7 protein-coding genes are annotated in these 5,174 nt (G+C 70.7%); 4 read left to right on the top strand and 3 right to left on the bottom strand.

The window, feature by feature from the left end; translation table 11 throughout:
- Positions 1-32 precede the first annotated feature (32 nt).
- Positions 33-878 (bottom strand): purine-nucleoside phosphorylase, encoded by an 846-nt coding sequence (locus VF665_RS16655; protein WP_331054573.1) that lies wholly within the window; start codon positions 876-878, stop codon positions 33-35.
- 177 nt (positions 879-1,055) lie between these two features.
- On the opposite strand from VF665_RS16655, the gene VF665_RS16650 reads away from it, so the two are divergent.
- The 4 genes from VF665_RS16650 (at position 1,056) to VF665_RS16635 (ending at position 4,119) form a co-directional block, all read left to right on the top strand.
- On the top strand, positions 1,056-1,523 hold the full coding sequence (locus VF665_RS16650) for a hypothetical protein (RefSeq protein WP_331054572.1): 468 nt from the start codon (positions 1,056-1,058) through the stop codon (positions 1,521-1,523).
- A 48-nt stretch (positions 1,524-1,571) separates the two neighbouring features.
- Positions 1,572-2,036 (top strand): hypothetical protein, encoded by a 465-nt coding sequence (locus VF665_RS16645; RefSeq protein WP_331054571.1) that lies wholly within the window; start codon positions 1,572-1,574, stop codon positions 2,034-2,036.
- A 963-nt stretch (positions 2,037-2,999) separates the two neighbouring features.
- Entirely contained in the window at positions 3,000-3,386 is a 387-nt protein-coding gene (locus VF665_RS16640) for a CidA/LrgA family protein (RefSeq protein ID WP_331054570.1), read from the top strand.
- The gene (locus VF665_RS16635) at positions 3,379-4,119 is read left to right on the top strand and encodes an LrgB family protein (protein ID WP_331054569.1); all 741 of its coding nucleotides are present in this window, start codon (positions 3,379-3,381) and stop codon (positions 4,117-4,119) included. The genes VF665_RS16640 and VF665_RS16635 overlap by 8 nt, the downstream gene beginning before the upstream one ends.
- A gap of 109 nt (positions 4,120-4,228) precedes the next feature.
- Here VF665_RS16635 and VF665_RS16630 read toward each other — a convergent pair whose 3' ends face one another.
- Together VF665_RS16630 and VF665_RS16625 are read right to left on the bottom strand one after the other, a co-directional pair.
- Positions 4,229-4,396 (bottom strand): hypothetical protein, encoded by a 168-nt coding sequence (locus tag VF665_RS16630; protein WP_331054568.1) that lies wholly within the window; start codon positions 4,394-4,396, stop codon positions 4,229-4,231.
- Between the two features lie 21 nt (positions 4,397-4,417).
- Positions 4,418-4,585, bottom strand: coding sequence for a hypothetical protein (locus VF665_RS16625; RefSeq protein ID WP_331054567.1), 168 nt, complete (start codon positions 4,583-4,585; stop codon positions 4,418-4,420).
- Positions 4,586-5,174 lie beyond the last annotated feature (589 nt).

Here is a 5,174-nt window from a genome sequence, read left to right as displayed (position 1 = left end):
CGCGCCGGGAGGCGCGCCGCGGGGGCGTCAGCTCAGGCTTCGGACGGCAGGTTGCTGCCGGCGATGCGCGGCAGCACGCCGCGGACGAGCGCCGCAAGCTGGTCGCGCACGCGGGCACCCACTTCCATCACCTCGTCGTGCGTCAGCTTTTCCCCGCCCAGCCCCGCGGCCAGGTTGGTGATGCACGAGATCCCCAGACACTTTACCCCGATCGCCGCGGCCACCAGGACCTCGGGGACGGTGGACATCCCCACCGCGTCCGCTCCCAGCCGGCCCAGCATGCGCACCTCGGCCAGCGTCTCGTAGCTGGGGCCGAGCAGCCCGGCGTACACGCCTTCCGTCACCGGAATCTTCAGGTCACGCGCCACCTCGGCCGCGGCGCGCCGGAACGCCTTGTCGTACGGCTCCGACATGTCGGGAAAGCGCGTTTCTCCCGGAAACGTGGGGCCGATGAGCGGGTTGCGGAACATCAGGTTCAGGTGATCGGCGATGATCATCAGGTCGCCGGGCACAAAGCCGGGGCGAATGCCGCCCGCCGCGTTGGTCAGCAGCATGGTCTGCGCGCCCAGCGCCGCCAGCGCGCGGATGGGGAGCGCCACGTCCGACGGCTGCCATCCCTCGTACAGGTGAAAGCGGCCCTGCATGGCCACCACCTCCACCCCGTTCATCTGCCCCGCCACCAGCTGCCCCGCGTGCCCCGCCAGCGCCTGCGTGCGGCGCGGAAAGCCGGGGATGTCGTCAAAGGGAACGCGCACCGCGTCCTCGATCTCGTCCGCCAGGCCGCCCAGGCCGCTGCCCAAGACCAGGATGGCGTGCGGGGCGCGGGTAAAGCGCTCGCGAAGATAGGTGACGGTGTCGTGAATGGGGGTGGCGTGCATCGCGTTCTCCATGGGTGGCCGGGAAAGCGCCAATCTCAACCGCCGCTCCGCCCGCGTCAACGGCACGCGAAGCTTGCCCTCGCGCCTTTCATGCGGCATCCTGCTGCGCCGCCGCTGTTCGCGCCGGGGCCGCTCCCTGGCTCCGCGCGACCTTCCGTACCTCTCCCGCACACCCGCATGCCGCGTCTTCTGCTCTGCCTCGCCCTGCTGGTGGGCGCCTCGCCGGCTCTCGCCCAGACCGCGCCGCTCCCCGCGGACAGCGTGCGCCCCGGCTTGCGCGTCCGCGTGACCATGGAGTTCGACGAGCGCACCGCTGGCTACGTTTCGCGCCTGGACGCGGACAGCCTGGTGCTCTCGGCCCGCGGCTCGGCGCCGCCCGCCGCGTTTTCCGCACCGGCCATCCGCAGGCTGGAGCTGAGCGGGGGGCGCGACCGCCGCACCTGGATGCTGGCCGGAGCGACGGCCGGCACCCTGGCTGGCCTGATCTGGGCGGAGTTCGACCGGCCCTCGGGCGACGGCGGGGAGGAGAAGATCGTCATGGGCGTCACCCGGGTGGGGTACGCCATTTCCGGATCGCTGTACGGCGCGCTGGCCGGCTGGTTCGGCGCCCCGGAACGCTGGCGCGCCGTGAACCTGCGGCGCTGATCGTCATCGCCTCGCACGCCCTTCTCACCCCTCCTGACGGAGAACACCATGCGGAAAGCTCTGCTCGCGTTTGTCGCCGTGCTGCTGTGCGCGGGACCCGTGTGCGCCCAGCGGGATTCGCTGCCGCTGGCGCAGGTGCCGCTGCAGTCCAGGGTGCGCGTGGACCCGGAAGGCGGAGAGCGGGTCACGGGCCGGCTGCTGCGCACAGACTCCGGGCGGGTGGTGGTGAACACGGGTGCCGCGGCGGCCGCGCCGTTCAGCGTTGCGGCGCTGGAGTCCATGTCCGTGAGCCGCGGGCGGCAGCGTGGCTTGTGGACGGCTACGGGATTTTTTGTGGGCGGCGCGGCGGGGATTCTGTACAGCCGGGCGCAGGAACAGGAGCCGGAGGACATCGGCGGGGTGCAGGGCGTGGCGGACGGGATCGCCAACACCATTCTCGGGGCACTCATCGGAGGGATCGCGGGATTTGTTCTGGCGCCGGAGCGGTGGAGGGCGGTGGCGCTCCGGCAGTGATGCATCCCCCGTTGGTCGGGGGCCCAAGCCGGCTGAGTGAATGAATTCGCCACAACAACGGCGGAAAGTCCCCCCAAACAGACGGGGGGACTTCACCTGCATGGGGGCGGCGGGTGGCGAGTGGGAGGAGCGGAGTTCAAGGGCGGCCCCCACCCGGGCTCGCATTACTCGCCCACCCTCCCCCCAAACGGACTGGGGGAGGGTTGGTGGGGCGGCAGCTTTGGGGTGGATTGCGCAGATCGGTGCGGCGGGGGGCTGTGGCCCTCACCCGGCTCGCTAAAGCTCGCCACCCTCTCCCACGAACAGATGTGGGAGAGGGGGCACACCCCAACAGCAGTCCCGTGCGGCTAGGCGGGATCCATGCGGCGGAGACCCGCGGATCGACCCAAGTCGCCGGAAGAACGGCTGAAGCCTCACGATACTGCTGTGAGGCTGCGGAGTACGGGGATCGGCGCCGAACTCGACCCGACGCCGAACGGCTCCCCCTCTCCCGCGGAGCGGGCGGAGGGGGCTGGGGGGAGGGGGCCTCCTTCCGCCGCATCGGCACTGTGCGAACCACACCGAAGTGCAGTTCTCCCCTCTCCGTGCGGCAGTTTGCACGGGGAGGGGCCGGGGGAGGGGCCCACGCGCAGCGTGACCGTTCTCGGATCAACGGCCTCTCTGATCGGATGAATCCGCCGCTCGGGCAGCGGAAAGCCCCGACTCATGGCCGCTGCCGCGCCCACGCTCGGGGCTTAAACTGCGTTGGAATCGCACCAAACTGGGGTGTGCTCCCTCTCCCACATGTGTTCGTGGGAGAGGGTCGTCGTGCGCAGCACGCGGGGTGAGGGCCACAGCCGCAGACGCGCACCCGACCATCCTCCGCCCCGAATCTCCTTCTCCATCGTACCTGAGCCGCTACCGCCCGCGTCGCCATCATCTCCCCCCGTTGCCGCGCACGGGGCGAGGCGCGAGCTTGGCGGGATGAGCGCCTCAGCCCATCCACCGACGCGCGTCCGTTCCCTGCTCCGCTTCGCCGCGGGGCTGGCGGTGATCGTCGCGCTCATGTTCGTGGGGGACGCGATCACGGCGGCCGCGCGGCTGCCGTTGCCGGGAAGCGTGGTGGGGATGCTGCTCCTGGCCGCCGCGCTGCGGATGCGCTGGATCTCCCCCGCCCTGGTGCAGCCCGCCGCCGAAATGCTCATCCGCAACATGGCGCTGCTCTTTGTGCCCGCGGGTGTGGGCCTGATGCTGTATCTGCCGCTCCTGCGCCGCGAATGGGTGCCCATCGTGGCGGCAAGCGTGGCGAGCACGTTCGCGGTCCTCGTCGTGGTGGCGTGGACGCAGCAGCGGCTGGAGCGCGATGACTGAGCCGCTGCGCCCGCTGGCTCTCGCCACGCTGGCCATCGCCGCCACGCTCGCCGTGTACGCGGCGGCGCGCGTGGTGCAGCGGCGCACCGGGTCCGTGCTGCTGCACCCCGTACTGGTCGCCATCGTCACGCTGATCCTGGCGCTGCGCGGGATGGGGATCGGCTACGCGGAGTACCAGCGCGGCGGGCGGCTGCTGGGGTTCTGGCTGGGGCCGGCGGTGGTGGCGCTGGGGCTTCCTCTCTATCGGCAGATGGAGGAGATCGGGCGGCGCCGGCGCGCGGTGCTGCTGTCGCTGCTGGCGGGGAGCGCCGTGGGCGTGGTGACGGCGACGGGGACGGCGCTGCTTTTCGGTGCGTCGTCTCAGGTGGTGCGCTCGCTGGCCTCGCGTTCGGTCACCACGCCGATCGCCATGGCCATTTCCGCGCGTGTGGGCGGGCTGCCGCCGCTTTCCGCCGCCGTGGTGATTCTGAGCGGTATCCTGGGCGCCGTCGCCGGCCCGCCGCTGCTGCGCGTGATGGACATCCGCAGCCGCACCGCGTGGGGGATCGCGATGGGCGCCAGCGCGCACGGCGTGGGCACCGCGCGCGCCGCGGAGGAGGGAGACACGGAAGCCGCCAGTAGCGGGCTCGCCATCGGCATCATGGGCGTGTTCACCGCCGTGATGGCGCCGCTGGTGATCTGGGCCCTGGCGGAACTCGAGTGGATCGGCCCGATGGTGTTCGCGTCCGGATGACGCGGGACTGCGATCGCCCGGAGGATGCACGTTTGATGGTGGATGCGAGGAGGGCCGGGAATTGTGCTCCCGGCCCTCCTCGTTACGTACGGAATCCGCCAGCGGTGCTTCAGCGGGTGTCGGGGCAGCTGCAGTAGGTGTGGCAGGCGGTAAAGTCGATGTACGACGGCGCGAACGCCTCCTGCCCGCGAACGGTGCCCGGGGCCGGCGCGTCGATCTGCTCCGTGGGGAACGACTGCACGGCCACCGTTTCCACATCCAGCTTGAGCTTCTTCATCTCGGTCCTCCTGATGGGGGTTCAGGCCTGCTGTTCGCGCGTGCAGCTGGTGTAGCACTGCGAGGGCGCCAGGTACGACGGCCGCAGCTCTTCGTTGCCGCGCACGGTGCCCAGCACGGGCGCCGCATCGCGAGCGGTGGAGAAGGACTGCACGGCGATCGTGTCCAGATCCAGCGTGAGCTTCTTCATCTGCGTTCACCTCGGTGCGGGGTGCGCCAGAATCCTTTCGCGCACAAACACGCGAATTGCGGAACCGTTCGGACAGTAGCGCCCGCGCACGGGTTCGTCAACAACGCGTGCGCCATTCCGTTCCATGCCGCGCCGGTAGGATGGTTGGACCGGCGCACGGAATCCGCCGTCGCGAGGGCCCCTCCCCCGCCCCTCCCCGCTCCCCTCCCGGCCAGAAGCGAAGCACGAGGGGAGAACGGCGGATCAGTGCTCTTCAGACGGTGCCGATGCGGCGGAAGGAGGTCCCCTCCCCCCAACCCCCTCCACCCGCCCCGGGAGAGGGGGAGCCGTTCGGCGTCAGGTCGAGTTCGGCGCCGATCGCCGTACTCCGCAGCCTCACGGCAGTATCATGAAGCTTTCAGCCGTGTTGCGGCGACTTGGGTCGATCAGTCGGTCTGCGCCGCATGGATCCCGCCGGACCGCACGGGCCCGCCGTTGGGGTGTGCCCCCTCTCCCACATCTGTTCGTGGGAGTGTCATTCACCGGCTGCGCCGACCCATGGCGCATGAAACGGGAGCACGGCATAGATGTATGTGGTGTGCCGGTGCGG

Source organism: Longimicrobium sp., assembly GCF_036387355.1.
Lineage (GTDB): Bacteria > Gemmatimonadota > Gemmatimonadetes > Longimicrobiales > Longimicrobiaceae > Longimicrobium.
This window is presented reverse-complemented; position numbering and strand designations above follow the sequence as displayed.

What these genes read in the sequence shown, in the direction of transcription:
- VF665_RS16655 (WP_331054573.1), bottom strand. Translation starts at nt 878, where the DNA reads ATGCACGCCACCCCCATTCACGACACCGTCACCTATCTTCGCGAGCGC.
- VF665_RS16650 (WP_331054572.1), top strand. Translation starts at nt 1,056, where the DNA reads ATGCCGCGTCTTCTGCTCTGCCTCGCCCTGCTGGTGGGCGCCTCGCCG.
- VF665_RS16645 (WP_331054571.1), top strand. Translation starts at nt 1,572, where the DNA reads ATGCGGAAAGCTCTGCTCGCGTTTGTCGCCGTGCTGCTGTGCGCGGGA.
- VF665_RS16640 (WP_331054570.1), top strand. Translation starts at nt 3,000, where the DNA reads ATGAGCGCCTCAGCCCATCCACCGACGCGCGTCCGTTCCCTGCTCCGC.
- VF665_RS16635 (WP_331054569.1), top strand. Translation starts at nt 3,379, where the DNA reads ATGACTGAGCCGCTGCGCCCGCTGGCTCTCGCCACGCTGGCCATCGCC.
- VF665_RS16630 (WP_331054568.1), bottom strand. Translation starts at nt 4,396, where the DNA reads ATGAAGAAGCTCAAGCTGGATGTGGAAACGGTGGCCGTGCAGTCGTTC.
- VF665_RS16625 (WP_331054567.1), bottom strand. Translation starts at nt 4,585, where the DNA reads ATGAAGAAGCTCACGCTGGATCTGGACACGATCGCCGTGCAGTCCTTC.